The 1,553-nt window shown below is 39.4% G+C and carries 3 protein-coding genes and 1 pseudogene; 2 read left to right on the forward strand and 2 right to left on the reverse strand.

All coding sequences use genetic code 11. The annotated features are described in order from the left end of the window. A pseudogene (locus J3U63_RS13155) lies at positions 1-295 on the reverse strand (hypothetical protein); the annotation flags it as partial. A 152-nt stretch (positions 296-447) separates the two neighbouring features. On the opposite strand from J3U63_RS13155, the gene J3U63_RS13160 reads away from it, so the two are divergent. Both J3U63_RS13160 and J3U63_RS13165 read left to right on the forward strand, forming a co-directional pair. Further along, the gene (locus J3U63_RS13160) at positions 448-606 is read left to right on the forward strand and encodes a hypothetical protein (RefSeq protein WP_267367891.1); all 159 of its coding nucleotides are present in this window, start codon (positions 448-450) and stop codon (positions 604-606) included. Positions 607-608: 2 nt separating this feature from the next. Beyond that, on the forward strand, positions 609-977 hold the full coding sequence (locus J3U63_RS13165) for a hypothetical protein (RefSeq protein WP_267367893.1): 369 nt from the start codon (positions 609-611) through the stop codon (positions 975-977). A gap of 45 nt (positions 978-1,022) precedes the next feature. Here the strand turns inward: J3U63_RS13165 and J3U63_RS13480 are convergent, their stop codons facing one another. Then, entirely contained in the window at positions 1,023-1,133 is a 111-nt protein-coding gene (locus tag J3U63_RS13480) for a SymE family type I addiction module toxin (RefSeq protein WP_416380361.1), read from the reverse strand. Between the last annotated feature and the right edge of the window lie 420 nt (positions 1,134-1,553).

The raw sequence follows: 1,553 nt of genomic DNA on the forward strand, positions 1-1,553 counted from the left end.
GCTTAAGTTCATTACTGGCATGCTCAGTATCCCGACTTAACTCATTGATATCCTGCTTTTGTTCATTCTCATTGCGGATGATGATGGTGCCTTGGGACACCGCTGAATGCGTTATCGATTGTTCATTGTCTTTTTTATTATAACCGGCTGGCACCATTGGCATGCCAATGGTGCTGACGCCAACACTGCTGCTGACTTTATAATCCGCTTGGTTTTCGCTATGATTCTGATTAGTGGATAGTTGAAAAAGCGAGGAACTAAAGCCACAAGATGAGTTTAAGTTTGAGACGGTCAAGCAGATGACTGCTGACGAGCAGAAGTCAATAAAAGAGATTTTAGACGCTATGATTTGAAAACATCAGGCTAAGCAGTTGATTGGTTAATTAAAACTGAGCGAGCTAAACAAGAGAAGTTACACAACACGATAAACATCAGCGTAGATTAACGGTGTACCACCATCGCTTCCACCCAGGTGGAGGACGTCATGGTGGTAGCTATTATAAAGTCTCAACTACAACACAAGGTACGATAAAAGTTGTTAATCCAAAGACATATAAGCCAAATGCCGGAGAAAAAGCGACAATTATCAATAAACCAAAGGAATAAATATGAATAAGATTAAATGGGTAACTCAGGCAATAGCGCAGCCTTATGAAATACAAAAGAGTTTATTTCCTGATTTTGCAAATATAGCTGATGAATTAGCAGTTGAGTGGGAGATGGCCTTAGATGAACTTAATGATTCTCTAGTAGCATCTTCTCTCACATCAGAACAAAAGCTAGCAATAAAGAAATTAGATGATTATATGTTATCTATAAGTGGAGCCGCTAATATTCAATACTGGAATAATGATGCACTTTGTGAAAGCGTTGAGTGGCAAAAAATGAGAAAAATGGCCATTGATATATTGCTCATCATGAATTGGGAAAATGTTGTACCAGCAAAAGCCGATGCAATATATATCAACCATGGTTAAGTATCAAATCCCCACATAGTAGTGGGGAAAATCAACCATTTATTTTTAAATTTGCAAATCAAGTTCTTCTATCAACTTGCCCTGTTCAATCTTAATGATAACAGGGCAGCCGACATAAAAACCAAATTGCTCCAGCCACCTGCCTTTAATGGTCAGTTAAGGTCTGGGGTTGGGTTTTATGCCTTGTGGCATGTAACCGACGGTATAAAACCACCTAGCCTTCACTGCGGATAAATCCAAAAACCGGTTAGATACGGGCACCATTGGCTTTAGTGATATCGAAAACAAAGCGGATTATAAAGTCAGCAGTGTTTCTGGCTCTGTAGGTGCAAGTAAAGGTGGGGGAGGATTTTCCCCAACAGGAGGTGCACCGCAAGTTTATCAGCATGGCGATAAATCCTCAAACATAATGCATGCGGCAATAAGTGATGGTGAGTTAATTATTCGTGATACAGAGAATCAGATTCAGGACGTGAATGAATTAAGTCACAATACCGAGCATGCGCATAACAAACTCAAACCAATATTTGATAAAGAAAAAGAGGAAAATCGCCAAAACATCGTCAATGGTTTAAA

The sequence above is a fragment of the Gilliamella sp. B2838 genome, from assembly GCF_026536185.1.
Classification (GTDB): Bacteria; Pseudomonadota; Gammaproteobacteria; order Enterobacterales; family Orbaceae; genus Gilliamella.

Excerpts from the sequence above, each read along its gene's own strand:
- J3U63_RS13165 (WP_267367893.1), top strand. The coding sequence starts at position 609 with ATGAATAAGATTAAATGGGTAACTCAGGCAATAGCGCAGCCTTATGAA.